Source organism: Roseateles sp., from assembly GCF_039595595.1.
Lineage (GTDB): Bacteria > Pseudomonadota > Gammaproteobacteria > Burkholderiales > Burkholderiaceae_C > Roseateles.
This window is the reverse complement of sequence record NZ_JBCNLG010000003.1, coordinates 347189-372506: the sequence shown is the minus strand read 5'-3', so window position 1 is coordinate 372506 and position 25318 is coordinate 347189. Positions and strand designations below refer to the sequence as shown.

At 68.3% G+C, this 25318-nt stretch carries 26 protein-coding genes; 20 read left to right on the top strand and 6 right to left on the bottom strand.

Translation table 11 applies throughout. The features are described 5' to 3' along the window. Window positions 1-16 precede the first annotated feature (16 nt). The 9 genes from ABDW61_RS06815 to ggt all read left to right on the top strand — a co-directional run bounded on the left by ABDW61_RS06815 (window position 17) and on the right by ggt (window position 9334). Window positions 17-664: an NADH-quinone oxidoreductase subunit J gene (locus ABDW61_RS06815; RefSeq protein ID WP_343637495.1), complete on the top strand. Its 648-nt coding sequence runs from the start codon at window positions 17-19 to the stop codon at window positions 662-664. Next, entirely contained in the window at window positions 664-975 is a 312-nt protein-coding gene (nuoK, locus tag ABDW61_RS06810) for an NADH-quinone oxidoreductase subunit NuoK (RefSeq protein ID WP_343637493.1), read from the top strand. The genes ABDW61_RS06815 and nuoK overlap by 1 nt, the downstream gene beginning before the upstream one ends. A gap of 25 nt (window positions 976-1000) precedes the next feature. Then, the gene (gene nuoL, locus ABDW61_RS06805) at window positions 1001-3037 is read left to right on the top strand and encodes an NADH-quinone oxidoreductase subunit L (RefSeq protein ID WP_343637491.1); all 2037 of its coding nucleotides are present in this window, start codon (window positions 1001-1003) and stop codon (window positions 3035-3037) included. A gap of 18 nt (window positions 3038-3055) precedes the next feature. After that, window positions 3056-4525, top strand: a complete 1470-nt coding sequence (locus ABDW61_RS06800) for an NADH-quinone oxidoreductase subunit M (RefSeq protein WP_343637485.1) — start codon at window positions 3056-3058, stop codon at window positions 4523-4525. A 12-nt stretch (window positions 4526-4537) separates the two neighbouring features. Then, entirely contained in the window at window positions 4538-6019 is a 1482-nt protein-coding gene (nuoN, locus tag ABDW61_RS06795) for an NADH-quinone oxidoreductase subunit NuoN (RefSeq protein ID WP_343637483.1), read from the top strand. Between the two features lie 31 nt (window positions 6020-6050). Further along, window positions 6051-6386: a DUF2818 family protein gene (locus ABDW61_RS06790; RefSeq protein WP_343637481.1), complete on the top strand. Its 336-nt coding sequence runs from the start codon at window positions 6051-6053 to the stop codon at window positions 6384-6386. A gap of 73 nt (window positions 6387-6459) precedes the next feature. Beyond that, the gene (locus tag ABDW61_RS06785; protein WP_343637595.1) at window positions 6460-7026 is read left to right on the top strand and encodes an NUDIX hydrolase; all 567 of its coding nucleotides are present in this window, start codon (window positions 6460-6462) and stop codon (window positions 7024-7026) included. A gap of 12 nt (window positions 7027-7038) precedes the next feature. Beyond that, on the top strand, window positions 7039-7518 hold the full coding sequence (locus ABDW61_RS06780) for a DUF1178 family protein (RefSeq protein ID WP_343637479.1): 480 nt from the start codon (window positions 7039-7041) through the stop codon (window positions 7516-7518). Between the two features lie 145 nt (window positions 7519-7663). Beyond that, a complete protein-coding gene (gene ggt / locus ABDW61_RS06775) occupies window positions 7664-9334 on the top strand; it encodes a gamma-glutamyltransferase (protein ID WP_343637593.1) in 1671 nt (556 codons plus the stop codon). Here ggt and ABDW61_RS06770 read toward each other — a convergent pair. Together ABDW61_RS06770 and chrA are read right to left on the bottom strand one after the other, a co-directional pair. Next, window positions 9283-10653: a 3-deoxy-D-arabino-heptulosonate 7-phosphate synthase gene (locus ABDW61_RS06770; RefSeq protein ID WP_343637477.1), complete on the bottom strand. Its 1371-nt coding sequence runs from the start codon at window positions 10651-10653 to the stop codon at window positions 9283-9285. The genes ggt and ABDW61_RS06770 overlap by 52 nt on opposite strands. A 213-nt stretch (window positions 10654-10866) precedes the next feature. Further along, window positions 10867-12276, bottom strand: coding sequence for a chromate efflux transporter (chrA, locus tag ABDW61_RS06765; protein WP_343637475.1), 1410 nt, complete (start codon window positions 12274-12276; stop codon window positions 10867-10869). A 152-nt stretch (window positions 12277-12428) separates the two neighbouring features. Between chrA and ABDW61_RS06760 the strand changes: the two genes are divergently transcribed. The 5 genes from ABDW61_RS06760 to ABDW61_RS06740 all read left to right on the top strand — a co-directional run bounded on the left by ABDW61_RS06760 (window position 12429) and on the right by ABDW61_RS06740 (window position 15928). After that, window positions 12429-12851 carry a hypothetical protein gene (locus ABDW61_RS06760; RefSeq protein ID WP_343637473.1) on the top strand — a complete coding sequence of 141 codons (423 nt, stop codon included), beginning with the start codon at window positions 12429-12431 and terminating at the stop codon, window positions 12849-12851. Window positions 12852-12930: 79 nt separating this feature from the next. Further along, entirely contained in the window at window positions 12931-13992 is a 1062-nt protein-coding gene (locus tag ABDW61_RS06755) for a cyclopropane-fatty-acyl-phospholipid synthase family protein (protein WP_343637471.1), read from the top strand. A gap of 31 nt (window positions 13993-14023) precedes the next feature. Continuing rightward, window positions 14024-14812, top strand: coding sequence for a DUF1295 domain-containing protein (locus ABDW61_RS06750; protein WP_343637469.1), 789 nt, complete (start codon window positions 14024-14026; stop codon window positions 14810-14812). Then, window positions 14782-15405: a DUF6134 family protein gene (locus ABDW61_RS06745; RefSeq protein ID WP_343637467.1), complete on the top strand. Its 624-nt coding sequence runs from the start codon at window positions 14782-14784 to the stop codon at window positions 15403-15405. Before ABDW61_RS06750 ends, ABDW61_RS06745 begins: the two co-directional genes overlap by 31 nt. Window positions 15406-15466: 61 nt before the next feature. Beyond that, window positions 15467-15928: a DUF2177 family protein gene (locus ABDW61_RS06740; protein ID WP_343637465.1), complete on the top strand. Its 462-nt coding sequence runs from the start codon at window positions 15467-15469 to the stop codon at window positions 15926-15928. Here the strand turns inward: ABDW61_RS06740 and ABDW61_RS06735 are convergent. Together ABDW61_RS06735 and ABDW61_RS06730 are read right to left on the bottom strand one after the other, a co-directional pair. Next, a complete protein-coding gene (locus tag ABDW61_RS06735) occupies window positions 15891-16541 on the bottom strand; it encodes a ChrR family anti-sigma-E factor (protein WP_343637463.1) in 651 nt (216 codons plus the stop codon). The two genes, ABDW61_RS06740 and ABDW61_RS06735, sit on opposite strands and share 38 nt — an antisense overlap. 91 nt (window positions 16542-16632) lie before the next feature. Further along, entirely contained in the window at window positions 16633-17232 is a 600-nt protein-coding gene (locus ABDW61_RS06730) for a sigma-70 family RNA polymerase sigma factor (RefSeq protein WP_343637461.1), read from the bottom strand. A 282-nt stretch (window positions 17233-17514) separates the two neighbouring features. Here ABDW61_RS06730 and ABDW61_RS06725 point away from each other — a divergent pair, with 282 nt between their 5' ends. The 4 genes from ABDW61_RS06725 (at window position 17515) to ABDW61_RS06710 (ending at window position 21937) form a co-directional block, all read left to right on the top strand. After that, window positions 17515-18915, top strand: coding sequence for an FAD-dependent oxidoreductase (locus tag ABDW61_RS06725; RefSeq protein ID WP_343637459.1), 1401 nt, complete (start codon window positions 17515-17517; stop codon window positions 18913-18915). Beyond that, complete coding sequence (locus ABDW61_RS06720; protein ID WP_343637457.1) at window positions 18912-19874, top strand: DUF1365 domain-containing protein; 963 nt, start codon at window positions 18912-18914, stop codon at window positions 19872-19874. The genes ABDW61_RS06725 and ABDW61_RS06720 overlap by 4 nt, the downstream gene beginning before the upstream one ends. A gap of 37 nt (window positions 19875-19911) precedes the next feature. Next, window positions 19912-21177 carry a cyclopropane-fatty-acyl-phospholipid synthase family protein gene (locus tag ABDW61_RS06715; RefSeq protein ID WP_343637455.1) on the top strand — a complete coding sequence of 422 codons (1266 nt, stop codon included), beginning with the start codon at window positions 19912-19914 and terminating at the stop codon, window positions 21175-21177. 148 nt (window positions 21178-21325) lie between these two features. After that, window positions 21326-21937 (top strand): GAF domain-containing protein, encoded by a 612-nt coding sequence (locus tag ABDW61_RS06710; protein WP_343637453.1) that lies wholly within the window; start codon window positions 21326-21328, stop codon window positions 21935-21937. Between the two features lie 21 nt (window positions 21938-21958). On the opposite strand, the gene ABDW61_RS06705 is transcribed toward ABDW61_RS06710, so the two are convergent. Then, window positions 21959-22201: a hypothetical protein gene (locus ABDW61_RS06705; RefSeq protein ID WP_343637451.1), complete on the bottom strand. Its 243-nt coding sequence runs from the start codon at window positions 22199-22201 to the stop codon at window positions 21959-21961. A gap of 277 nt (window positions 22202-22478) precedes the next feature. Continuing rightward, window positions 22479-22982, bottom strand: a complete 504-nt coding sequence (locus ABDW61_RS06700) for a hypothetical protein (protein ID WP_343637591.1) — start codon at window positions 22980-22982, stop codon at window positions 22479-22481. A 328-nt stretch (window positions 22983-23310) separates the two neighbouring features. Between ABDW61_RS06700 and ABDW61_RS06695 the strand changes: the two genes are divergently transcribed. Both ABDW61_RS06695 and ABDW61_RS06690 read left to right on the top strand, forming a co-directional pair. Further along, the gene (locus ABDW61_RS06695; protein WP_279756418.1) at window positions 23311-23475 is read left to right on the top strand and encodes a hypothetical protein; all 165 of its coding nucleotides are present in this window, start codon (window positions 23311-23313) and stop codon (window positions 23473-23475) included. A gap of 127 nt (window positions 23476-23602) precedes the next feature. Continuing rightward, complete coding sequence (locus ABDW61_RS06690) at window positions 23603-25309, top strand: FAD-dependent protein (RefSeq protein WP_343637447.1); 1707 nt, start codon at window positions 23603-23605, stop codon at window positions 25307-25309. Window positions 25310-25318 lie beyond the last annotated feature (9 nt).

The following is a 25318-nucleotide window of genomic DNA, read 5'->3' as shown; positions in this document are numbered from 1 at the left end:
GCTTGCAGGAACCCGCATGGATATCACTACCGCGCTGTTCTACGTTTTCTCGGCCGTGCTGCTGGGCTCCGCGTTCCGTGTCATCACGGCGAAGAGCACCGTGCACTCGGCCCTGTTCCTGATCCTCGCGTTCTTCAACGCGTCCTGTCTGTGGATGCTGCTGAAGGCCGAGTTCCTGGCCATCACGCTGGTGCTGGTCTACATCGGCGCCGTCATGGTGCTGTTCCTGTTCGTCGTGATGATGCTGGACTTCGAGTCCACCGCCGTGCGCGAAAGCGTCTGGAAGCACCTGCCGATCGCGAGCCTGGTGGGCGCGGTGATCGCGCTGGAGATCGCGGCCGTGCTGATGGGCGGCTTCCGCGGCGTCGAGAACGCCCCGGAGATCGCGAACATGGCGCAGCTGGGCAACACCAAGCTGCTGGGCATCGAGATCTACACGAACTACCTGTTCCCGGTGCAGATCGCGGCGGTGCTGCTGCTGGTGGGCATCATCGCGGCGATCGCGCTGACGCTGCGCGGCCGCAAGGACTCGCGCCACCAGGATCCGTCGCAGCAGGTCAAGGTCCGCAAGGCCGACCGCCTGCGCATCGTGAAGGTCGCGGCGACCGTCGAGGCGCCCAGCGCGCCGCCCGTCCCGGCTGACAAGAACGAAGGAGCCGCGTGATGACCGCGCTGAGCCTGAACCACTTCCTGATCCTGGGCGCGTTCCTGTTCGCGCTGTCGGTGATCGGCATCTTCCTGAACCGCAAGAACCTGATCGTGCTGCTGATGGCCATCGAGCTGATGCTGCTGGCGGTCAACATGAACTTCGTGGCGTTCTCGCACTACCTGGGCGACATGGCCGGCCAGGTGTTCGTGTTCTTCATCCTCACGGTGGCGGCCGCCGAGTCGGCGATCGGCCTGGCGATCCTGGTGGTGCTGTTCCGCAACCGCAGCAGCATCGACGTGGAAGAGCTGGACGCCCTGAAGGGCTGACGAGCGTCAGGAAGAGAGAAAAACAATGTCTGCAACACTCTCCCAGAACATGCTGCTGGCGGTGCCGCTGGCCCCGCTGGCGGGCGCCATCGTGGCGGGCCTGTTCGGCAAGCAGGTGGGGCGCCGCGGCGCCCACACCGTGACCATCCTCGGCGTGCTGGTCGCGTTCATCCTGTCGGCGATGACCCTGAGCGCGGTGCTCGACGGCGCGCGCTTCAACCAGACCGTCTACGAGTGGATGACGCTGGGCGGCCTGAAGATGGAAGTCGGCTTCATGATCGACGGCCTGTCCGCGATGATGATGTGCGTGGTGACCTTCGTCTCGCTGATGGTGCACATCTACACCATCGGCTACATGGAGGAAGACCCCGGCTACCAGCGCTTCTTCAGCTACATCTCGTTGTTCACCTTCAGCATGCTGATGCTGGTGATGGCCAACAACATGCTGCAGCTGTTCTTCGGCTGGGAAGCGGTGGGCCTGGTGTCCTACCTGCTGATCGGCTTCTGGTACACGAAGCCGACGGCGATCTTCGCCAACATGAAGGCCTTCCTGGTGAACCGGGTCGGCGACTTCGGCTTCATCCTGGGCATCGGCCTGCTGGTGGCCTACGGCGGCTCGCTGAACTACACCGAGACCTTCGGCAAGGCGGGCGAGCTCGCGAAGATCGGCTTCCCCGGCACCGACTGGATGATGCTGACGGTGGCCTGCATCTGCCTGTTCATCGGCGCGATGGGCAAGTCGGCGCAGTTCCCGCTGCACGTGTGGCTGCCGGACTCGATGGAAGGCCCGACCCCGATCTCGGCGCTGATCCACGCGGCGACGATGGTGACGGCCGGCATCTTCATGGTGTCGCGCTTCAGCCCGCTGTTCGAGCTGTCCGACACGGCGCTGAACTTCGTCATGGTGATCGGCGCGATCACGGCGCTGTTCATGGGCTTCCTGGGCATCATCCAGAACGACATCAAGCGCGTGGTCGCGTACTCGACGCTTTCGCAGCTGGGCTACATGACGGTGGCGCTGGGCGCTTCGGCCTACTCGGTCGCGGTGTTCCACCTGATGACGCACGCGTTCTTCAAGGCGCTGCTGTTCCTGGGCGCGGGCTCGGTGATCATCGGCATGCACCATGACCAGGACATCCGCAACATGGGCGGCCTGCGCAAGTACATGCCCATCACCTGGATCACCTCGCTGCTGGGCTCGCTGGCGCTGATCGGCACCCCGTTCTTCTCGGGCTTCTACTCGAAGGACTCGATCATCGAGGCGGTGCACGCCTCGCACCTGCCCGGCGCGGGCTTCGCGTACTTCGCGGTGATGGCCGGCGTGTTCGTGACGGCGTTCTACAGCTTCCGGATGTACTTCCTGGTCTTCCACGGCAAGGAGCACTTCCACCACAAGCCCTTCCCGGGCGAGCACGACCATCACGACGACCACGGCCATGGCCACGACCACACGCCGCACGAGTCGCCGTGGGTGGTGACGGTGCCGCTGATCCTGCTGGCGATCCCGTCGGTGGTCATCGGCTACTTCACGATCCAGCCGATGCTGCACGGCGAGTTCTTCAAGGACGCGATCGTCGTGAACCACGAGCTGCATCACGCGATGCACGAGCTGGGCGAGGAGTTCCACGGCGCCTTCGCGATGGCGCTGCACAGCCTGCAGTCGCCGGTGCTGTGGCTGGCGGTGGCCGGCGTGGTCGCGGCCTACGTGTTCTACCTGGTCAACCCGGCCATCCCGGCTTGGTTCGCGCGGACCTTCCGGCCGATCGTGACGATCCTCGAGAACAAGTACTACATGGACTGGTTCAACGAGAACGTGCTGGCCCGCGCGGCCCGCGCGATCGGCACCGGCCTGTGGAAGGCCGGCGACCAGGGCGTCATCGACGGCGTCCTGATCAACGGCTCGGCGCGCACGGTGGGCGGCATCGCCGGCCTGGTGCGCCTGATCCAGACCGGCCACCTGTACTGGTACGCGCTGGTCATGATCCTGGGTGTCGTGGGTCTGATGACCTGGCAGCTGTGGCCTTCCATGTGGCCCCAATTCAAGGCCCTGCTGGGTCTGTGACGCGGGCGGAGAATAAGAATGTTGCTGAGTCTCTCCATCTGGCTGCCCATCGTCTGCGGCAGCCTGCTGCTCGCGCTCGGACGCGACAACAACGCCGGCGCGGTGCGCTGGATGGCGTTGGTCGCCTCGATCGCGTCGTTCCTGGTGACGCTGCCGCTGATCTCGGGCTTCGACACCTCGACCGCCGCGATGCAGTTCGTCGAGAACGCGTCCTGGATCGAGCGCTTCAACATCCACTACCACCTGGGCGTGGATGGCATCTCGATGTGGTTCGTGCCGCTGACGGCCTTCATCTCGATCATCGTGGTGATCGCGGCCTGGGAAGTGATCGAGACGCGGGTGCACCAGTACATGGGCGCCTTCCTGATCCTGTCGGGCCTGATGATCGGCGTGTTCTGCGCGCTCGACGGCATGCTGTTCTACGTGTTCTTCGAGGCCACGCTGATTCCGATGTACATCATCATCGGCGTCTGGGGCGGACCGCGCCGGGTGTACGCGGCCTTCAAGTTCTTCCTGTACACGCTGGCGGGCTCGCTGCTGATGCTGATCGCGCTGCTGTACCTGTACAGCCAGTCGGGCAGCTTCGAGATCCTGGACTGGCACAAGCTGCCGCTGGCGATGCCGGCGCAGACGCTGCTGTTCTTCGCCTTCTTCGCGGCCTTCGCGGTGAAGGTGCCGATGTGGCCGGTGCACACGTGGTTGCCGGACGCGCACGTGGAGGCGCCGACCGGCGGCTCGGTCGTGCTGGCGGCCATCATGCTGAAGCTGGGCGCCTACGGCTTCCTGCGCTTCTCGCTGCCGATCGCGCCTGACGCGGCGCGTCACTACGACTGGTTCATCATCGGCCTGTCGCTGATCGCGGTGATCTACATCGGCCTGGTGGCCATGGTCCAGCGCGACATGAAGAAGCTGGTGGCCTACTCGTCGGTCGCGCACATGGGCTTCGTGACGCTGGGCTTCTTCATCTTCAACGAGCTGGGCGTCTCCGGCGGCCTGGTGCAGATGATCTCGCACGGCTTCGTGTCGGGCGCGATGTTCCTGTGCATCGGCGTGCTGTACGACCGCGTGCATTCGCGTGAGATCGCCGACTACGGCGGCGTCGTCAACACGATGCCCAAGTTCGCGGCGCTGGCGGTGTTCTTCGGCATGGCCAACTGCGGTCTGCCGGCGACGGCCGGTTTCGTGGGCGAGTGGATGGTGATCATCGGCTCGGTGGCGCACAACTTCTGGATCGGCCTGCTGGCGGCCACGGCGCTGATCTTCGGCGCGGCCTACACGCTGTGGATGATCAAGCGCGTCTACTTCGGCGCGGTGACGAACGACAACGTCCGCAACCTGACCGACATCAACGGCCGCGAGTTCCTGATGCTGGGCGTGCTGGCGGCGGCGACCCTGTACATGGGCGTCTATCCGAAGCCGTTCACCGACGTGATGCACCAGTCCGTCGACGCGCTGCTCAAGCACGTCGCGGTCTCCAAGCTCCAATAAGGACCCAACACAATGAACGACATGAACTGGGTCGCGGTCTATCCCGAAATCCTGTTGCTGGCGTTGGCCTGCGTGGTCGCGCTGGTGGATCTGTTCGTCACCGACCCGCGCCGCACGCCGACCTTCTGGCTCACGCAGCTGTCGCTGGCGGTGGTGGGCGCGATGCATTTCGCGGCCATGGGCCAGCCCTCGTCGGACGCGATGCAGGGCATGCTGGTGGTCGATCCGCTGAGCCACCTGCTGAGCGGCGTCAGCGCGATCGCGCTGATCGTCACGCTGGTCTACGCGCGTCCCTACGCCGAGTCCCGCGACATCCTCAAGGGCGAGTTGTTCACGCTGAGCCTGCTGTCGCTGCTGGGCGTGAACGTGATGGTGGCCTCCAACAACTTCCTGTCGATCTACCTCGGCCTGGAGTTGATGAGCCTGTCGCTGTACGCGCTGACCGCGCTGCGCCGCGATCACACGGTCTCGACCGAGGCCGCGATGAAGTACTTCGTGCTGGGTGCGCTGGCCTCGGGCTTCCTGCTGTACGGCCTGTCGATGATGTATGGGGCGACCGGCTCGCTGTCGATCCCGCGCGTTTTCGAGGTCATCTCGACCGGCACGCTGAACAAGGGTGTGCTGGTGCTGGGCGTGGTCTTCGTCGTGGCCGGCCTGGGCTTCAAGCTGGGCGCCGCCCCGTTCCACATGTGGGTGCCGGACGTCTACCAGGGCGCGCCGACGGCCGCCACGCTGCTGATCGGCGCCGCGCCGAAACTGGCCGCCTTCGGCATCACGCTGCGTCTGCTGGTGGAAGGCATGCTGCCGCTGGCCGCCGATTGGCAGCAGATGATGCTGGTGATGGCGGTGGCCTCGCTGGTCGTGGGCAACCTGGCCGCGATCGCGCAGACCAACCTGAAGCGGATGCTGGCCTACTCGACGATCTCGCAGATGGGCTTCGTGGTGCTGGGCCTGGCCTCGGGCGTGGTGAACAACCAGCCGGACGCGCATGCGCTGAACGCCTACAGCTCGGCGATGTTCTACGCGATCACCTACGTGCTGACGACGCTGGGCAGCTTCGGCCTGATCATGCTGCTGGCGCGCCAGGGCTTCGAGTCCGAGCAGATCAGCGATCTGGCCGGCCTGTTCAAGCGCAGCCCCTGGTATGCGCTGGTGATGGCGATCTACATGTTCTCGCTGACCGGCATTCCGCCGACGGTGGGCTTCTACGGCAAGCTGGCCGTGCTGCAGGCGATGGTCACGACCGGCCAGTCGCTCTATCTGTGGCTGGCGGTGATCGCGGTGGTCCTGTCGCTGATCGGCGCGTTCTACTACCTGCGCGTCGTGAAGGTCATGTTCTTCGACGAGCCGGCCGATCGCAGCCCGCTGAGCGCGCCGGCCGACGCCCGCGTCGTGATGTCGCTGAACGGCATCGCGGTGCTGGTCTTCGGTCTGCTGCCGGGTGGCTTGCTGGCGCTGTGCAGCCAGGCCGTGACCCGCGCGCTGACGCACTGAGCGCCCCGGGCTCGCAACGCCGCGATCGCTGATGGAGCAGGGCGCTTCAGTCTGGGTGGTGCTGGTGGTCGCGCTGGTCGCGGCCAACCTGCCCTATCTCAGTTCCCGCATCCTGCTCGTGGGCCCGCGGCGTGAGCCCAAGGCCGCCGGCTGGCGGCTGTTGGAACTGTTCCTGCTGGCGCTGATCACGCTGGCCGTCGGCTTCGGACTGGAGTCGCGGCTGGGGCAGCGCGCGCCGCAGGGCTGGGAGTTCTACGCGGCGGCGCTGGCGCTGTTCGTCACGCTGGGCTTCCCGGGATTCGTGTGGCGCTATCTGCGCCGGTCGCGCTCGAAGGTGCGGGAGTTCGATGACGAAGAAGCTGCCTGAGGCCAACCGGCCCGACGTGGAAGGCGTGATCGGCATCGCGCCGGCGGCCGATGCCGACGCGCATCTGCGCGAGATGCCGCTGTCCTCCGACTGGATCCTGCGCGGCAACTTCCTGCACGTGAAGCGCGATCGCATCGCGCTGCCCGATGGCCGGGAGGCCACGCGCGAGTACATCCGCCACCCGGGCGCCGTGGTCGTGGTGCCGCTGCTGGACGACGGCCATGTGCTGCTCGAGCGGCAGTACCGTTATCCGATGGGCCGCGTGGTGATGGAGTTTCCCGCGGGCAAGCTGGACCCGGACGAGTCGCCGCTGCGCTGCGGCATGCGCGAGCTGCTCGAGGAGACCGGCTACACCGCGCGCGAATGGGCCTATGCGGGCGTGATGCACAACGCGATCGCCTATTCGGACGAGCGCATCGAGATCTTCTTCGCGCGCGGCCTGACCGGCGGCGAGCGGCAACTGGATGACGAGGAGTTCCTCGACCTGCTGCCGGTGGCCGAGGACGAGCTGGATCGCATGGCCTTCGATGGCCGCATCACCGACGCCAAGACGCTCACCTGCCTGCTGTGGCTGCAGCGCTGGCGCGCTGGCGCCTGGTCTCTGGACTGGCTGCCGGCGGACGAGGCGGCGCGGCGCTAGCATCGACGCATCATGCTGGTCCTGAATCTGGCGTGCGATGCCGGCCATGCGTTCGAAGGCTGGTTCGCCTCCTCCACCGACTTTGAATCGCAGCAGCAGCGTCATCTGCTGAGCTGCCCGCTGTGCAACAGCGTCGACGTGCGCAAGATGCCGAGCGCGCCGCGCCTGAACCTGTCCTCCGCGCCCGAGCCCACATCGGCCCCGTCGGCCGAACCCGCGCCGCCGGCGCCATCGCGGATGCCCGAGGGGGTGCCGGCGATGGCGGTGGAGCTGCAGAAGCAGGTGATGAAGGCGGTGCGCACGATGATCGCCAACACCGAGGACGTCGGCGACCGTTTCGCCGACGAGGCGCGCCGCATCCATTACGGCGAGACCGAGCAGCGCGGCATCCGTGGCCGCGCCACGCCGCAGGAGGCGCGCGAGCTGGCGGACGAAGGCATCGACATCGTCGCATTGCCGGTGCCGGACGCGCTGAAAGACCCGCTGCAGTAACCCTCTGACGCGCGTTCGAGTTGCGTCCGCGCTGCCGATGGGTGTCGAATCGGCCTCGTTTCAGCAACGAGGATTCCGGCTCATGAAGACTTTCCGATTGCTTGTCTGTGCGGCGGCGGTGACCGCGAGCGTCGCGTTCGCGCCGATGGAGGCGTCGCTGGCGGCGTCCGCCGCGCCGGTGGCCGCTCAGAACGGCATGGTGGTGACGGCGCAGCATCTGGCCACGCGCGTCGGCGTGGACGTGCTGAAGGACGGCGGCAACGCGGTCGACGCGGCGGTGGCGGTGGGCTACGCGCTCGCGGTCGTGTATCCCGCGGCCGGCAATCTGGGCGGCGGCGGCTTCATGACCATCCAGCTGGCCGATGGCCGCAAGACCTTCCTCGACTTCCGCGAGAAGGCGCCGCTGGCCGCGACGGCCAACATGTACCTCGACAAGGAGGGCAATGTCGTCAAGGGCCTGAGCACCCACGGGCACCTCGCGGTGGGCGTGCCGGGCACGGTCTCGGGCATGGAGTACGCGCGGGAGAAGTACGGCACGATGAAGCGCACGGCGCTGATCGCGCCGGCGATCGCGCTGGCGGAGCGGGGCTTCGCGCTGGACCAGGGCGACGTCGACATGTTCCAGACGGCGACCAAGGATTTCCAGGCCGACCCGCCCTCCGCGGCCATCTTCCTGAACAAGGGACAGGCCTTCCAGGCTGGCGACAAGCTGGTTCAGAAGGACCTGGCGAAGACGCTGCGCGAGGTCTCGGCCAAGGGCACCGACGGCTTCTACAAGGGCTGGGTGGCGAAGGCGCTGGTCGAGTCCAGCCAAGCGGGCAAGGGCATCCTGACGCAGGCCGACCTGGACCAGTACCGCACGCGCGAGCTCGCGCCGGTGGAATGCGACTACCGCGGCTACCACGTGGTGTCGGCGCCGCCGCCGAGTTCGGGCGGCGTGATCATCTGCGAGATGCTCAACATCCTGGAGGGCTACCCGCTGCGTCAACTGGGCTGGGGCTCGGCGCAGGGCACGCACTACATGATCGAGGCGATGCGCCATGCCTACGTGGACCGCAACAGCACGCTGGGCGATCCGGACTTCGTGAAGAACCCGCTGCAGCGGTTGCTGGACAAGGACTACGCGGCCAAGATCCGCGCCGCGATCGACCCGGCGAAGGCGGGCGTGTCGATGGAGATCAAGCCGGGCGTGCCGCCGCATGAGGGCAGCAACACGACGCACTACTCGATCGCCGACAAGTGGGGCAATGCGGTGTCGGTGACCTACACGCTGAACGACTGGTTCGGCGCGAAGGTGACGGCGGCGAAGACGGGCGTGCTGCTGAACAACGAGATGGACGACTTCACCTCGAAGGTGGGCGTGCCCAACATGTACGGCCTGGTGCAGGGCGAGGCCAACGCGATCGCCCCGGGGAAGCGGCCGCTGTCCTCGATGAGCCCGACCATCGTGACCAAGGATGGCAAGCCGGTGATGGTGGTGGGCACGCCGGGAGGCAGCCGCATCATCACGGCGGTGCTGCAGACGATGATCAACGCGATCGATCACGACATGACGGTGCAGGAGGCGGTGGACGCGCCGCGCTTCCATCAGCAATGGCTCCCCGACGTGACCAACGTGGAGCCCTACGCGCTGTCGCCGGACACGAAGCGGATCCTCGAGCAGATGGGTCACAAGCTGGGCGCGCCGCAGCCGGCCAACCACCTGGCGGCGATCATCGTCGGCGCGCCTTCGCTCAGCGGGAAGCCGGCGGGGAATAACCGCTTCTACGGCGCCAACGATCCGCGGCGCAACACAGGGCTGGCGGCGGGGTATTGAATCGCGGCCATCAGATCATCCGGATGCAGCATCAGCTCGCGCACCGTGCGCAGCGTCGGGTACTGGTGCAGCACCGGGCCGAAGGCCGGTGATTCGAGCAACTGGTGCCAGACCGGCTCGAGGCGCGACGGATCCGGCGCCGCGCCGTCCTCGATCCGTGCGGCCACCGCCAGGCTCGCCGGCGCGGACAGCAACTGCATCCGGCTCGCCGCGTTGAGCGGGCGCGGCGCGCGCTCGGCCTCGCCGTCGCTGCAATAGATGACCGCGCGGGCGAGATCGGCTTCCTCGGTCGGCAGCGCGGCCAGCGAGGCGCCACGCAGCCGGACCTCGCCGCCGTGCGCCGCGAACGGATAGTCCGTGTCGAGGTCCGCGCGCGCGAGCACGCGAAGCCCGCGCAACAGACGGGGCAGGTCGGTGGTCGCGGCATCGGGCGAGGCCTTCGCCTCCGCGATCAGGCACAGGTCCCAGGCCTGGTCCGCCTCATGGCGGCGCAGCAGCGCCACGTCCCACTCGCTCTTGGCGCCTTGCGCATCGCCGCCCAGCAAGGACGGCACCCGCAGCGAGGTCGCGATGCGGTAGCGCGGCGCGTCCGGGGCCGCCTCGGCCTGGGCATTCAGACGGTCGGCGAGGGCCTGCAGCGCCGCGGCGGCCAGTGCTTCCACGGCGTCGCCGCGCTGCTGCGCCCCGGTGCCGGTCGACGTGGCCAGTTCGCTGCCGGCCGCGGGGCCCTGCCGCGCCCATAGCGAGCGATAACGCTCGACCTCGCCCAGCTTGAACAGCGCGTCGATCCGGCGCAGCCGCGTGAATGCGTCATCGAAGACGAGCCGCTCCAGACTTCGAAACAGCACGGGATCGTCCCGGTTCCCGGGCAAGCCCATGAGGTCCAGGAGCGCGTCTGCGACGCTGGACCAGTCGCCCGCGGTGCTCGCCGCTTGCGCGCGCTGCAGGGTGTCCCGGATCTGGCCGGGCGGCTGGCGCTGCAGCTTCTCCGGATGAGCGAGCGCGTTGACCCCCGAGCGGATCCGCCGCCGATCCCGCTCCGCGTGCGCGTTGAGCGAGGCGAACTCGCGCACGAGCGGCGAGCGATGGCGCAGCACCATGGCCTGGAAGGCGGCATCGCCGTGCTCCGGCCGCATTGCCTCGGCGATATGGCGTGCGAGCGCGTCGAGGAAGAGCGCGCGGATGTCCCTGCCGGGCGCCGAGCCGGCCGCCAAGGCCAGCCGCGCTCGCTCGATCGCGGTGGCGAGCGCGGTGGCGGTGCCTCGGCCGCGTGCCTCCTCGAGCGAGTCCGGCAGAGGCGGCGCACGGAAGCGGCGCACGGCGAGTCTTAACCGCTGCGCGATCGCGTGCGGGAGCGGCTCGCATCCCAGGCGCGGGTCAGGGGATGGCGAAGGCAGGGGCGGCGGAGTGGACGACATGGCGGCAACGGGCGTCGAAGGCGTGTCGATGGCGCGTCAAGGGCGCGTCAAGGGCGCGTCGAGCGCATGGAGGCGCCATTGTGTCCCCCTCGCGTGCCGCGGTCGGTGCCGTGATCAGCGCAGCGGCAGCACGATCGCCAGCGCGAGCCCGAGCGCGCCGCATGCGCCGAGCAGCGGCAGCACGCCCCACTGGAAGCGGAACAGCGCGATGGCGGCCCCGGCGGCGATCAGCGCGGACACGGTGTCGAAGGGGCCGCTGAGCCCCTGCGGCCAGAACACATGTCCGGCGAAGAACAGCGCCAGGTTCACGATGACGCCCACGACCGCGGCGGTGATGGCGGTCAGCGGCGCGGTCAGGCGCAGGTCGCCGTGGGTGGCCTCGATGACCGGCCCGCCGGCCAGCACGAAGATGAAGGACGGCAGGAAGGTGAAGAAGGTGACCACGGCGGCGGCCGTGGCGCCAGCGGCGAACAGCGCGTCCGGGCCGAACACCTGCGCCTTCCATCCGCCGAGGAAGCCCACGAAAGCGACCACCATGATCAGCGGCCCCGGCGTGGTCTCGCCCAGCGCCAGGCCGTCGATCATCTGCGGACCGGTGGCCCAGTGGTGATGCTCGACAGCGCCCTGCACGACGTAGGGCAGGACCGCATAGGCGCCGCCGAAGGTCAGCAGCGCGGCCTTGGTGAAGAACAGGCCCATCTGCGTGAAGGCCCCGTCGAGACCGTACACGGCGATGAGCGCGCCCATCGCGGCGAACCAGAGCCCGATGCCCACGATCAGCACGCGGGCCAGTCTGGCCCGGGTGAAGAGGGCGTGGGCGGGCGTGGGGGTGTCGTCGTCGATCAGCGCGGGACCGTAGCCGCCCTGGGCGGCGGCGTGCGCGGCGCTGCCGGAAAACACCCGCGGCGCGAATCGTGCGCCGATCGCGCCGGCGACGCCCGCGCCCAGCACGATCAACGGGAAGGGCAGGTCCAGCAGGATCGCCACGAGCGCCGCGGCGGCGATGCCCCAGAGCCAGCCATTGCGCAGCACGCGGCGGCCGATGCGGTGCGCGGCGTGGAGCACGAGCGCGGTGACGGCCGGCTTGATGCCGTGGAAGATGCCGGCGACCGCGGGCAGGGTGCCGAAGGCGACGTAGATCCAGGAGAGCGTGATCAGGATGAAAAGCGATGGCAGCACGAACAGGCCGCCCGCGGCCAGGCCGCCGCGGGTGCGGTGCATCAACCAGCCGATGTAGGTGGCGAGCTGCTGGGCCTCGGGGCCGGGCAGCAGCATGCAGTAGTTGAGCGCGTGCAGGAAGCGCCGCTCGCTGATCCAGCGGCGGCGCTCGACCAGCTCGGCATGCATGATCGCGATCTGCCCGGCGGGACCGCCGAAACTGATGAAGCCCAGCTTCAGCCAGAAGCGGAAGGCGGCCCAGAAAGAGACCGGGGCGGGGCGCTCCAGCGACGACGCAAGGGTGGGGAGGGAGTCGGTCGCGACGGCGGGATCGGGCGCGACGGTGGAATCAGCCGGACGGGTCATGGACAGAGGATGCCATCCTTTGCATGGCGCCAGCATCCCCAGCACCGGCGCGGGCCTGTGCGTCGAAGACATCCGTCATCGCTATCATGCGCACCCGCCGCGCCCGCATCAATTCGAAACAACTGGCCGGCTTGAATCAGGGAAAAGAAGTCATGCGTGTGGTGTTGCTCCTCGTCGTCCTGGCGGTGGCCGGCGTGATCGGATGGAAGCATCGGGACGAGATCCCCTTCCTGCGCGACGCCGCGCGCCAGGTCGAACGCGTCGAGGTGCCCAAGATCCGCCTCGGCAACGACCAGCCGTCGACCGCGGGCGCGCAGGACCGGCCCGCGGCCTCGTCCGGCGCGCCGCGCCGCTGCCTGGTGAACGGCAGCGTGCTGTACACCAACGATGCCTGCCCGGCCGGCAGCACCGAGCAGAAGGTCAAGGGCGGGGCGGTGACGGTGGTGCCCGGCTACAAGGCGCCGGTGGCGCCGGCGTCGGCGGGCTCCGGCATTCCCAATGCCCGCGAACTGCTCGCGCCCAAGGGCGGCACGCTGAAGGAGCAGGCGCAGGAACGCGCGATGGAAGGTCTCTGAGGAAGATCGCCGGGCGAGAGAGATCCATTCCGCGCCAGCCTGCGTAGAAGCCGCAGGTCACCACCGCCGGATTTGCGACATGACGCTCGATCTCTCTTCGTTTGCCGTTCGTTTGGCAGAGCGCGGCCTGCTGCCCGAACCGGCCTTGCGGATGGGCATCCGCCGCTTGCTCCGCGCCCGGCTGGCCGAGTCGCGCCATCGCGATCACGAATCGGCCGCAGCGCTGACACAGGCCTTTCTCGACACCTTGCGGGCGGCGCCACTGGCGCTCCAGCCGGACAAGGCCAACGAACAGCATTACGAGCTGCCGGCGGCGCTGTTCGAAGCGATGCTGGGCCCGCGGCGCAAATACAGCTGCTGCTGGTGGCCCGAGGGCGTGACCACGCTCGAAGCGGCCGAGGAGGCCGCGCTGGCCGAGACCGCCGCGCGAGCCGGCTTGGCCGACGGTCAGACCATCCTGGAGCTGGGCTGCGGATGGGGCTCGTTGAGTCTGTGGATGGCCGAGCGCTTCCCCTGCGCCACCATCGTCGCGGTGTCGAATTCGGCCTCGCAGCGCGCGTTCATCGAGGGCCAGGCCGCGGCCCGCGGGCTGCGCAACCTGCAGGTGCTGACCTGCGACTTCAACCGCTTCGGCGATGACGGCAGCGTCGACCGGCGCTTCGACCGCATCGTGTCGGTCGAGATGTTCGAGCACCTGCGCAATTGGCCGCAGGCCTTCCGCAAGGTGGCGAACTGGCTGGCCGACGACGGCCGATTCTTCCTCCACGTCTTCGCCCACCGGGAGGCACCCTATGCCTTCGAGGTGCGCGACGCGACCGACTGGATGGGGCAGTACTTCTTCTCCGGCGGCATGATGCCCAGCGACGACTTGGCGCTGCTGTGCCAGGACGATCTCGCGCTGCTGCGGCGCTGGCGCTGGGATGGCCGCCATTACGCGCGCACCGCCGCCGCCTGGCTGGAGCGATTCGATGCGCATCGCCAAGCGTTATGGCCGGTGCTCGAGTCGGTGTACGGCGTGGCCGACACGCCGATGTGGTGGCAGCGCTGGCGGCTGTTCCTGCTGTCGGTCGAAGAGCTGTTCGGCTACGACCAGGGCCAGCAGTGGTGGGTCAGCCATTACCTGTTCGCGCCCCGGCGCTGAGGCCGCCGACATGGATCTCGCAGCGTCAGCCATGCTCGAGGCCGCGGGCATTGGACTGCTGATCGCCGCCGGAATTGCGATTCCCACCTGGCTCGCCAGCCTGCCACTGCGCGACGCGAGCCTGGCGGATCGCCTCTGGTCCGCCTTCATCGCCGCGCCGTCAGCGTTCTACGTCTGGCGGCTCGGCGGCGACACGCGCTCGATCGTGATGCTCGCGATCCTGCTGGCCTGGGCCGTGCGGCTGGGGCTGTTCATCACCGTGCGCAATTGGGGTCATGGCGAAGATCGCCGCTACCGAGCCATCCGTGACCGGAACCAGCCAGGCTTCGCGCTCAAGAGTCTGTGGTTGGTCTTCCTGCTGCAGGCAGCGCTCGGATGGGTGGTGAGCTGGCCCGTGCTCGCCGCCACTGGTCAGGGCCGGCCGGGCTGGGGCGGCTGGGATCTTGTGGGTGCGTCACTGGCGCTCACGGGCCTGGTCATTGAAAGCGCCGCCGATGCTCAACTGGCGCAATTCCGCCGGAATCCCGCGAATCGCGGCCAAGTGATGGACCGCGGCCTCTGGCGATATTCGCGCCATCCCAACTACTTCGGCGAATGCTGTGTGTGGTGGGGACTTGGCGTCATGGCCCTGTCCGCCGCGGGATGGAGCGGTCTTTGGTGCCTGGTCTCGCCGGTGCTGATGACCGCGCTGTTGCTGCGCGTGTCCGGCGTCACGCTGCTGGAGCGGGACATCGGCGAGCGCCGCCCGGCCTATCGCGCGTACATCGCTCGCACCAGCGCCTTCATCCCTTGGCCGCCGAAGCGGGGTGTGGCGAGATGAGGGCGCTTGGTCTCTCGCTCGCTCTCGCGGCGCCGGGCGTACTCGCGCAGAGCTGGAATTTCGACGTCCGCCTGGATGGCAAGCTGATCGGATCACATCGATTCACGGTCGAGGGGCCGCCGGAATCTCGGGAGGTCCTCAGCACCGCGCGCTTCGATGTGAAGTTGCTCGGCATCTCCGTCTATCGCTACCGCCACGAGGCGCGCGAGCGGTGGCGCGGCGATTGTCTGCAGGATCTCCACAGCCGCACCGATGACGATGGCAAGGCGCTGGAGATTGATCGGCGCGCGGAGGAGGACGGCAACTCGGCCTGCCTGATGAGTTACGCGTACTGGAACCCCGGACTGCTCGCGCAGCAGCGCCTGCTCAATCCGCAGACGGGGGAGATCGACGAACTCCGTGTCGAGCGCTTGCCCGATGCCGTGATCCCCGTGGCTGGCCGCGACGTCGAGGCGACGAGATGGCGGCTCTCGGCAAAGTCCGCAGGCGCGAAACAGGAGATCACCGTCTGGCGCGACCGCCGCGATGGCCGATGGATCGGCCTGGACGCGGAGGTCAAGGGCGGCCGTGTCCTCAGTTACCGCTTGCCCTGAGGGAGCACTCGCCATGAGCACGAACACGAGCAGGAGCACGAGCACGAGCACGAACTCGGGCATGAACACCGACTTGCTTTCCGCTCGCTCGCCGGGCTGGCGATGGCCTTTGGCCTGGTTGATCACGCTCGTGATCTTCCTGGGGATCGATGCGATCTGGCTGAGCAGCCTGTCCGCGCCGCTCTATCAGCCGGCGCTCGGCCACCTGATGGCGACGTCCGTGGATTGGCGCGCCGTGGCGGTCTTCTATCCGCTGTATGCCGCGGGCCTCGTCGGCTTCGCCGTGTTGCCGGCGGTGTCCAGCGGCCAGTGGCGCAAGGCCTTCTTCACAGGCGCCTTCGTCGGCGTCCTGGCTTACGCGACCTACGACCTCACCAACCAGGCGACGCTGCGCGATTGGCCTTGGCTGCTCACCCTCATCGACATCGCCTGGGGCGCTGTCGTCAGCGGTCTGTCATCGGGCCTCGCCGCAGGTCTGACCCTGGCTACATGCCGACGAGCGAGCCGAACCAGCGCGCGATGAGACCATCGAAATGCAACCGGCCCTCGACGGCCGCGACGCAGATGCATTCGCTGCCGTCCTGAACCACTGGCTGATGGTGGACTTCGCCGTCGGCCAGGTCGAAGTCTCCTGGTCCGAACAGGGCGCGACCATCGTGGAAGCGGCCGTGGATCACTTGCGTCAGTTCGGTGCCGCGGTGCGTGTGCTGCGGCAGGTACTTGCCGGCATCGATACGCAGCAGGAAGACGTTGGCCTCCGGAGCGCCGGGCACGGTGACGCGGCTCCAGCGCATGCCCGGACCGATCCATCGCCACCGCGTGGCCGGACAGTCGGCCAGGGCGCGTGGCCACATGGCGCCGGCCGGCAGTGGCGGCGGCGCCAACGCCTTGCGCGGCCGCGTCGCCGGTCTTCCTGCCGCAGCCTCAGCGGCGTCCCGCTGTTCAAGCATGTCGATGCGGGCAAAGGCGCGCCCGAGCGCGTCCTCGCGCATCGCGGCGGCCGGCTGCTCCTCGAGCACCGCGCCACCGACGGCGCGCAACATCGCGACGCGCTCGCGGCAAGCCGGGCAGAGTTCCAGGTGCGTTTCCACCACCAGCCGAAGGCCAATCGGCAGACCGTCGGCCGCCAGCGACAACAGCAGCTCGTCGGCGGGGTGATGGTGGATGTCCGAGGGAGTCATGGCGAAGGCGATCGGAGGGTTCGGCGGTGGGGGAGGGCCGTGGCCGTCATGAAAGATCGATCAATCGGCGCAGATGCGCCACGGCCAGCCGGATGCGGGACTTGACGGTCCCCAGCGGCAGGCCCAGTTCGGCCGCGATGCGCGCATGCGGCTCATCCTCGTAAAACGACAAACGCAGCACCTGCGCCTGTTCCGCCGGCAACTGACCGAGCGCGTCCCGGACCCGGCGCGACATCCGAGAGACTTCCGCCCGTTCCTCGACGCCAGCCTCGTCGGCCTCCAGCCGGTCCAGATCGACGGCCTCGTCTTCGGCGACGTCCAGGCGTTGGCGGCGGGCCGCATCGATGCGCAGCCGGCGGGCGATCGTGAAGATCCAGGTCGACACGGCCGCCTGTCCGGGATCGAACAGCGCCGCCTTGCGCCAGACCATCACCAACGCCTCCTGTGCCAGGTCCTCGGCCGCATCGTCGGAGCTGCCGGTGCGGATCAGATAGCTCTTCAGCCTCGGCGCGAAGTGCAAGAACAGCCGCCCGAACGCGTCCCGGTCTCGCCGTTCCGCCACGAGACGCATCAGCGCCGGCCAGTCCTCTTCGGACGGGGTTGGCGCAAGAGGGGCGCGATCCGGATCAAGCGGAACGATCTTCAAGTGGCGGGCTCCCGCACGGAGGCGCAGCGACGGAAGTGACGGCGACGGTTCAACGCCCGGTCCAGTGACCGGGGGCCTTGCAGGTTCATCGCGTCTCGGGCTGCCCATGACTGCTCTTACGCGGTGAGCCGGACTTTGGATCATCGCCCGGCGGCGGCTCGGACGTCATGCGGGCGATCCTGGGGCTGGCCGCGCGAATCCGTGCGCCGGCAGCGATCCAAACCGGCGCGGCGTCCGTAGAAGTGCCAGACGACTGAAATCCAAACTCCTGGACGCGCCCCCATGGACCGCCACGACGCCCGCCACGACGCCCGCGACAACCCGCCACCGCCCGCTCCCCCCGACGGCCGGCCGCTGCGCATCGCCGTGGTCGGAGGCGGTATCTCCGGCCTGTCCTGCGCCTGGCTGCTGGCCGGGCGGCATGACGTGACGGTCTTTGAAGCGGAGGGCCGCGTGGGTGGGCACAGCCACACGGTGGACGCGCTGTGCGGGCTCCGCCAGGTCCCGGTCGATACGGGCTTCATCGTCTACAACGAGCCGGCCTATCCCAACCTGACCGCGCTGTTCCGCCATCTGGACGTGCCGACACGGCCGTCCGACATGTCATTTGCCGTGAGCCTGGACGGTGGCGGCCTGGAGTACGCCGGCACCGACCTCAACGCGCTTTTCGCCCAGCGCCGCAACCTGATCAGCCCGCGCTTCTGGCGCATGCTCGTGGAACTGCTGCGCTTCTACCGGGAGGCGCCGCGGGACGCCGCCTCGTGCGGTGACCTGGCGCTCGATGACTACCTCGACGCGCGCGGTTACGGGCGTGCCTTCCGTGACGACCACCTGTATCCGATGGGCGCGGCGATCTGGTCCTCGTCGTCTGCGGAGATGGGGCGCTACCCGGTGGCGGCCTTCGTCCGCTTCTGCCAGAACCACGGGTTGTTGCGGCTGTCGGGCCGGCCGGTCTGGCGCACCGTCGACGGGGGCAGCCGCGAGTATGTGCGGCGGCTGACGCAGTCCTTCGAGGACCGGCTGCATCGCGATGAGCCCGTGATGGCGGTGGCCCGCGAGCCCGGCGGCGTGAGGCTGCGCACACGGCGCGGGGCATGGACGGCGCCCTTCGATCACGTCGTGCTGGCCGCGCATGCGGACCAGTCGCTGCGCATGCTGCTGGCGCCGACGGCGGCGGAGCGCCGTCTGCTCGGCGCGTTCTCCTACACCCGCAACCTGGCGGTGCTGCATCGCGATCCCGCGTTGATGCCGCTGCGCCGCTCGGTCTGGTCGAGCTGGAATTACCTCGCCGAACGGGGGAACGAACGCCTCACGGGCCAGCCTCCGATGGTGACCTACTGGATGAACCGTCTGCAGCCGCATCTGCCGCAAGGGCAGGGCGCGGTGCCGCTGTTCGTGACCTTGAACCCATCGACGCCGCCCAGGCCGGAGCACCTGATCCGCACCGAGGTCTATGAGCACCCGCGCTTCGATGCCGCAGCCATCGCCGCGCAGCGCGAGTTGTGGTCGCTGCAGGGTCGGGAGCGCGTGTGGTTCTGCGGCGCGTACTTCGGATCAGGCTTCCATGAGGACGGACTGCAGGCCGGGCTGGCGGTGGCCGAGGCGCTTGGCGGCACGCGCCGGCCGTGGACCGTCCCAGGCGAGTCCGATCGCATCCACCTGCCGCGCGCGGTGGCCGCATGAGCGCCGCCTCCTCGGCGCCGCTCCGCTCGGTGGCTTATCGGGGCCGCGTGATGCACCAACGCCTGCGCCCGCTCAGGCACCGCCTGGACTACGGGATGTTCACGCTGCTGATCGACATCGACGAATTGCCCGCGCTGCACGAACGCCTGCGCTGGTTCTCGGTGGGGCGCTTCAACCTCTTCAGCTTCCGTCCGTCGGACCACGGTGACGGCGCCGCGCGCGATGGCTCGGGGCTGCGCGCGCAGATCGACGCGCGTCTGGCACAGGCGGGACTCCCGACCGGAGGCGCGATCCGGCTGCTGACCATGCCGCGTCTGCTTGGCTACGCATTCAACCCGCTGAGCGTCTGGTTCTGCGACGCCCCCGATGGCCGCCTTCAAGCGCTGCTCTACGAGGTCAACAACACCTTCGGTGAGCGCCACAGCTATCTGGTCGAGGTCGATCCCATGCAACGGGATGCCGATCTCATCGAGCAGCGCTGCGACAAACGACTGTATGTCTCGCCATTCCTCGGCATGGATCTCCACTACCGGTTCCGGATTGCGCCGCCGCGCGAAGGGCTCTCGATCGGTGTCAGCGTGCACGAGGGCTCTGGCGACGCCGTGCTCAACGCCCGGTTGGATGCGACGCGCGTGGCGCTGAGCGATGCGAGATTGCTGGGGCTCCTCGTGACGCATCCGCTGCTGACCTTGAAGGTCATTGCCGGCATCCATTGGGAGGCTCTGCGCCTGTGGTTGAAGGGCGCGCGCCTGCATCAGCGTCCGCCAGCGCCCGAGGACCCGCTTACGGTCGTCCGGTCATCGTCCGCGACGGCACCGGCAACCGCAACCGCAACCGCAACGGCAACGGCAACGGCAACGGCAGCAGCGAAGCCGACCCCGACAGCGACAGCGACAGCGACAGTGAAAGCGGCCGTGGCAGCGACAGCGACCGAATCAATCCAAGCCAGTCCGAACTGACTCCTCCCTTCGACCGCCTTCCACGAGGCCACCGTTCATGCTTGACCATTCCAGTTCTCTGCGCAGCGCGCCATCGCGGCATGACACCTTGCGGCGCTTGCTGTCCCGGACCAGATATGGCTGCCTGACCCTGACGCTGCCCGATGGCAGCCAGGTGGAAGCGGCGGGCGCTGAACCCGGGCCTTGCGCCGACCTCAGCTTGCACCGCTGGCGCCCGGTGTGGCGGACCCTGCTGCAGGGCGACCTCGGGCTGGCGTTCTCCTACCGCGACGGCGACTGGAGCTCCTCCAACCTGACCGCGCTGCTGGCTTTCGGCCTGGCCAACGAGGCCTCCCTCGGCCAAGTCACCGCCGCCCGCGGACCAGCGCGTTGGCTGGCCAGGTTCTTGCACCGCGCGAATGCCAACACGCGGCGAGGCAGCCGGCACAACATCTCGGCGCATTACGACCTGGGCAACCGCTTCTACGAGCGCTGGCTGGACGACAGCATGCTGTACTCCAGCGCGATCTACGACGATGGCGGCCACGGCCACGGCCACGGCGACGGCGCGACTCGCGTCGCGAACGGTCCGGCCCTGTCGCTCGAGGAGGCTCAGGCACGGCGGATCGATCGCATCGTCGAGATGCTGGACCTGCGTCCCGGCCAGCGCGTGCTCGAGATCGGCTGCGGGTGGGGCACGCTCGCCGCCACGCTGGCGCGGCGTTGCGACGTCGAGGTGGTCGGCGTCACCTTGTCGACCGAGCAGCTCGCCTTCGCGCGTGAGCGCGCGGCGCAGTGGGGCGTGGCCGACCGGGTGGATCTGAGACTGCAGGACTATCGCGACATCGAGGGCCGCTTCGACCGCATCGTCTCGATCGAGATGATCGAGGCGGTGGGCGAGGCCTACTGGCCGGTCTACTTCTCCGCGCTGCGGGACAGGCTGCTGCCGGACGGCACCGCCGTGCTGCAGGCCATCACGATCGACGAATCGCATTTCGAGCGCTATCGCGCCAGTCCGGACTTCATTCAGCGTTGCATCTTCCCCGGAGGGATGTTGCCCACGCCTGAAAGGATGTCGGATCAGGCGAGCCGCGCCGGGTTGGCATTCCAGACCGAACTGCGCTTCGGAGGCGGCTATGCCGCCACCCTGGCAGAGTGGCGGCGCCGATTCCTGGCCGAGTGGCCGGCGATCGAGTCGCTGGGCTTCGACCTGCCGTTCAAGCGGCTGTGGGAGTACTACCTTTGCTACTGCGAAGCCGGCTTCCTCGCCGGCCGCGTCGACGTGGGGCTGTACCGCCTGCGGCATGCGGATGCCCCGAGATGAGGCCGCGAGGAGCGCGAGATGACGCCAGGATGAGGCCAGGATGAGGCCAGCATGAGGCCGCGATCGGGCCACGATGACCGGCGATTCAACGTCACAACCGGCCGGGGCGTTTGCCGCACGAGTCGCTACAAGCTGTAACCCGAGGGCCATGCATCCGGTGCTGAAGCGGCTCGGCAAATGGGTAGCATGGCCCGTCAATCCCAGTCATTGCGTTTCGATGTACGACCGTCCGTTCACCGCTCATTCCCTTGATGTCGCCATCTCTGAGTTGCTGGCCGCCACATCGGACAGTTTCGATCCGGATCTCGATGCGCGCATCAGCGACGTGTTGCGGGGGCTGCGTGAGCAACTGGATATGGACGTCGTGTTCGTGTCTGAATTCCTGGACGGAGAGCGGGTGTTCCGCTTCGTGGACGGAGAGTCGGAGATCGGCGTGCATGTGGGCGATTCCGCGCCGCTGGAGCAGAGCTACTGTCAGCGCATCGTGGAAGGGCGGGCGCCGGAGCTGATGACGAACGCGTCGGCGGTGGCAGAGGCGCACCAGTTGCCCCCCACGCCAGTGCCGATCGGCGCCCACCTGAGCACGCCAGTGGTGCTCTCCGATGGCCGGATCTTTGGCACGGTGTGCTGCTTCAGCGGCCAGCCGAACCCTGGCCTGCAGATGCTGGATCTCTCGCGCTTGAAGGGCTGCGCCAGGCTGGTGGCTCGCAAGGTGGAGGCGCAGAACTTCCAGGACACGATGCCGTTCCTGAACGATTGAGCACGGGCTTGCCGCCCTGATTCACGATTCGAGGTCCGACATCGGCGGCGTCAGCCGATAGCGCTGATCCTCGAACAGCAAGACGGACACGATACGCAGCAGGGCGGCCATCTCGTCGAGCATATGGATCACGCGCTCGCGATCGTTGGCCTGACGGGCGTCGGAGTCGGTCGGCAGCATCAGTTTGGCCAGTTCGCGGGCTTCATCCACGCGGTTGCACAACGCGTTGAACGCATCGCGCGTGGAGACCTTCCGGGTCAGCACGAGGCGCCTCCGAATGACGGGGACAGGGCTTGCCGTCCCGTCCGCGCGGACGCTGGTGGGAGGGCGTGGGGGAGATCAGCATCGGTCAGGCAGGTCATGGTGTCGTCCTCATGGGTCAGGGTGGGAGCCCACGAGAGGGACGGCGGATCCGCGCGATCGGGTGGGCGAGATGTTCGAAACACCTGGGGCCCATCGTCGCGATCACCGACGATTCACACCATGACCGGATCCAGTACGCATCGGCGATGCGGTGCCTTGGACCAGTAGGCGCGCCGACTCACTTCAGCTTGTGATCCTCCCGCTTCGCCTCCTGCATGGCTTCGGGCTCGAGCTCCTCGGCGGCGCGGTTGAGGCGGATGAACAGCCCCCAGCCCGTGAGCAGCACGCCCACCGCGAGCACCATCGCCGCCGCGTGCAGCAGCAAGGTCGAATCCGCGTGCGCCGCGCGGAACGTCGCCACCAGCGCCTCCACCGCGAGCGCCACCACGATCACCACCATGAAGCGCGACAGGAAACGCCGCACCCGCGTCGGCGCGCTGATGTGGGCGCTGCGGATGACCTCCTCCTCGGTGATCGTCTGCGCGATCTGCAGCGCCACCACCGCCGCGGCGAGCACGCCCATCGCCTCGATCACGAGCTGCGCGGCCTCGTCGTTCAGCTCCAGATGCATCGCCATCCAGGTTTCCCTCGCGGCGATCACGAGCAGCAGCAGCGCCATCGCCGTGAAGAGCAGCGCCAGCGCCGCATGCACGATGGAGAAGCCGCGCAGCAGCGCGGGCACGGCGTCTTCGCCGGGAGAGGCCGCCACCCGGCCTGCGTCCGGCTTGGCGCCAGGCTTGGACGCAGTCCCGGACTGCTCGCCGGTGCCGGTTCTGGAATCAGCGTCGGAGGGATCCATGCGACCACCTTAGGCCGGTCATCCGCCTCCGTCTGTAGGAAGGGCGGCCGTCCGCGCGACAGCGTCCGCCTCCTTGGCATCAGCCCGTGTAAACTCCCGCCCTTCACCGTATTTCCGACGCTGCTCTAGGCTGCCGGTCGCCCGCTCGGGCCCGAGGCCGGCGAGTCTGTGACTTCGGGCAGGTGTTTCTCAGTTCATTACCGGAGCCAACATGGGCAACAAGATCATCACCGAAGCCGATCGCAAGGCTTCCCCGCGTCCCGTCGCGCCCAAGGGCGTGACCGTCACCTCGCACCGCGGCCAGAAGAGCAGCCTCGAGCGCGGTTCCCACACCCGCTCGAAGAAGAACCCGGGCAAGCGTCCGCACTCGGGTTGAGATCGCGGGGAGCAAGACCCCATCGATCCGGCAACAGGCCCACGCCCCTTCGGCGGGGCCTGTTTTGCTTTCAGCCGCGCCGCTTTGGCCGCCGCCTGATCCGCCCCTCGCTGCCCGATCAATCGCCATGATCCGCATCAACGAACTCCGCCTGCCCCTCAATCATCCCGAGGACGCCCTGCGCCCCGCCGTCGTCCAGCGGCTGGGCATCCCGGACGCCCAGCTCCAGGCCTTCACCGTCTTCAAGCGCAGCTACGACGCGCGCAAGAAGTCGGCGATGGTGCTGATCTACTCCGTCGACTGCGAGGTCGGTGGCGCGGCCGCCGAAGCCGCGCTGCTCAAGCAGCACGCTGGCGACTCGCACATCAAGCCCTCGCCCGACACCGCGTACCGCTTCGCCGGCCACGCGCCAGCCGACTTCTTCGCCACCGGCCGCCCGCGTCCCGTGGTCATCGGCTTCGGCCCCTGCGGCATCTTCGCCGCGCTGATCCTGGCGCAGATGGGCCTGCGGCCCATCGTGCTCGAGCGCGGCAAGCAGGTCCGCGAGCGCACCAAGGACACCTGGGGCCTGTGGCGCGAAAGCGTGCTCGACCCCGAATCCAATGTGCAGTTCGGCGAGGGCGGCGCCGGCACCTTCTCCGACGGCAAGCTCTACAGCCAGATCTCCGATCCGCGCTTCCTCACGCGCAAGGTGCTGACCGAGTTCGTCAAGGCCGGCGCGCCCGAGGAGATCCTGTTCGTCAGCAAGCCGCACATCGGCACCTTCCGGCTGGTGAGCATGGTCATCAAGATCCGCGCCGAAATCGAGCGCCTGGGCGGCGAGATCCGCTTCCAGCAGAAGGTCAGCGACCTGCTCATCGAGCCCGATGCCGGCGGCCAGCGCCATGTGCGCGGCGTGACGCTCGAATCCGGCGAGCAGATCCGCGCCGATCACGTCGTCGTCGCGCTGGGCCACAGCGCCCGCGACACTTTCACGATGCTGTACGGCCGCGGCGTCTACATGGAGGCCAAGCCGTTCTCCATCGGCTATCGCATCGAGCATCCGCAGTCGATCATCGACAAGGCGCGCTTCGGCCCCAACGCCGGCCATCCGCTCCTGGGCGCGGCGGACTACAAGCTGGTCCACCACGCGGGCAATGGCCGCTCGGTCTACAGCTTCTGCATGTGCCCGGGCGGCACCGTCGTGGCGGCTACTTCGGAGCCGAACCGCGTCGTCACCAACGGCATGAGCCAGTACTCGCGCGCCGAGCGCAACGCCAACGCGGGCATCGTCGTTGGGATCTCGCCCGAGGACTATCGCCAGGATGGCAAGAAGGACGGCAGCCCGGTGAACCCGCTGGATGGCTTCGCGTTCCAGCGCTTCTGGGAATCGCGCGCCTATGAGCTGGGCGAGGGCAACTACCTGGCGCCGGCCGCCCTGGTCGGCGACTTCATCAAGCGCCAGCGCAGCACCGCGCTGGGCAGCGTCGAGCCGAGCTACAAGCCTGGCGTGACGATGACCGACCTGCAGCAGAAGGGCCTGGGCAGCCTGCCGGAGTACGCGCTCGACGCGATCCGCGAGGCGCTGCCCGCCTTCGAGCGCCAGATCCGCGGCTTCTCGATGAACGATGCGGTGCTCACCGGCGTGGAGACGCGGACCTCGTCGCCGCTGCGCATCACGCGCGGCAAGGACTATCAGAGCCTGAACGTCCGCGGCCTCTATCCGGCGGGCGAGGGCGCCGGTTACGCCGGCGGCATCATGTCCGCCGGCGTCGACGGCATCGAGGTCGCCGAGGCGCTCGGCAAGGCGATGCTGGGCCTTGAGGCCGGGGTCGTCGCCGGCCTCAAGGACTGACCCCGGGCG

Bases quoted from the DNA above. Each gene is read 5' to 3' on its own strand.
- nuoK (WP_343637493.1), top strand. From the start codon at position 664: ATGACCGCGCTGAGCCTGAACCACTTCCTGATCCTGGGCGCGTTCCTG.
- ABDW61_RS06780 (WP_343637479.1), top strand. From the start codon at position 7,039: ATGCTGGTCCTGAATCTGGCGTGCGATGCCGGCCATGCGTTCGAAGGC.
- ABDW61_RS06755 (WP_343637471.1), top strand. From the start codon at position 12,931: ATGACGCTCGATCTCTCTTCGTTTGCCGTTCGTTTGGCAGAGCGCGGC.
- ABDW61_RS06695 (WP_279756418.1), top strand. From the start codon at position 23,311: ATGGGCAACAAGATCATCACCGAAGCCGATCGCAAGGCTTCCCCGCGT.
- ABDW61_RS06740 (WP_343637465.1), top strand. From the start codon at position 15,467: ATGAACACCGACTTGCTTTCCGCTCGCTCGCCGGGCTGGCGATGGCCT.
- ABDW61_RS06800 (WP_343637485.1), top strand. From the start codon at position 3,056: ATGTTGCTGAGTCTCTCCATCTGGCTGCCCATCGTCTGCGGCAGCCTG.
- ABDW61_RS06710 (WP_343637453.1), top strand. From the start codon at position 21,326: ATGCATCCGGTGCTGAAGCGGCTCGGCAAATGGGTAGCATGGCCCGTC.
- ABDW61_RS06725 (WP_343637459.1), top strand. From the start codon at position 17,515: ATGGACCGCCACGACGCCCGCCACGACGCCCGCGACAACCCGCCACCG.
- ABDW61_RS06760 (WP_343637473.1), top strand. From the start codon at position 12,429: ATGCGTGTGGTGTTGCTCCTCGTCGTCCTGGCGGTGGCCGGCGTGATC.
- ggt (WP_343637593.1), top strand. From the start codon at position 7,664: ATGGAGGCGTCGCTGGCGGCGTCCGCCGCGCCGGTGGCCGCTCAGAAC.
- ABDW61_RS06790 (WP_343637481.1), top strand. From the start codon at position 6,051: ATGGAGCAGGGCGCTTCAGTCTGGGTGGTGCTGGTGGTCGCGCTGGTC.
- chrA (WP_343637475.1), bottom strand. From the start codon at position 12,276: ATGACCCGTCCGGCTGATTCCACCGTCGCGCCCGATCCCGCCGTCGCG.
- ABDW61_RS06815 (WP_343637495.1), top strand. From the start codon at position 17: ATGGATATCACTACCGCGCTGTTCTACGTTTTCTCGGCCGTGCTGCTG.
- nuoL (WP_343637491.1), top strand. From the start codon at position 1,001: ATGTCTGCAACACTCTCCCAGAACATGCTGCTGGCGGTGCCGCTGGCC.
- nuoN (WP_343637483.1), top strand. From the start codon at position 4,538: ATGAACGACATGAACTGGGTCGCGGTCTATCCCGAAATCCTGTTGCTG.
- ABDW61_RS06785 (WP_343637595.1), top strand. From the start codon at position 6,460: ATGCCGCTGTCCTCCGACTGGATCCTGCGCGGCAACTTCCTGCACGTG.
- ABDW61_RS06715 (WP_343637455.1), top strand. From the start codon at position 19,912: ATGCTTGACCATTCCAGTTCTCTGCGCAGCGCGCCATCGCGGCATGAC.
- ABDW61_RS06720 (WP_343637457.1), top strand. From the start codon at position 18,912: ATGAGCGCCGCCTCCTCGGCGCCGCTCCGCTCGGTGGCTTATCGGGGC.
- ABDW61_RS06690 (WP_343637447.1), top strand. From the start codon at position 23,603: ATGATCCGCATCAACGAACTCCGCCTGCCCCTCAATCATCCCGAGGAC.
- ABDW61_RS06750 (WP_343637469.1), top strand. From the start codon at position 14,024: ATGCTCGAGGCCGCGGGCATTGGACTGCTGATCGCCGCCGGAATTGCG.